The organism is Chitinophaga sp. GbtcB8 (assembly GCF_019091455.1).
Classification (GTDB): domain Bacteria; phylum Bacteroidota; class Bacteroidia; order Chitinophagales; family Chitinophagaceae; genus Chitinophaga.
The window spans coordinates 1-255 of record NZ_JAGXJN010000241.1; the positions used below are offsets into that span (position 1 = coordinate 1).

The 255-nt window shown below is 52.2% G+C and carries 1 pseudogene; it reads right to left on the bottom strand.

Going from position 1 to position 255, the window contains the following annotated elements:
• Positions 1-213 (bottom strand): annotated as a pseudogene (locus tag KVT36_RS31830) (HlyC/CorC family transporter); the annotation flags it as partial.
• Positions 214-255 lie beyond the last annotated feature (42 nt).

Genomic DNA, 255 nt, shown 5'->3' on the forward strand with positions numbered 1-255 from the left:
CCCCTTTTGCCGGGGGATGGGCTCGTGGTGGTTAATTATGTTACCCGAGAGCGGTTCCCCCTCATCCCCCGGGAAAACAAAACCATTGCGCTCCTTCAGGTAATCCAACTCCAGGCGGGCGGAGAAGATATATTCTTTTTCCGCCATCTGTTTTTCTACAAACTCCTCTACACCATGCTCATCCTTGTTCCCCCGCGAAATCTCTTCCCACACACCTTCTAAAGTAAACATTCCGCCAGTCCCCCCAAACCCTCT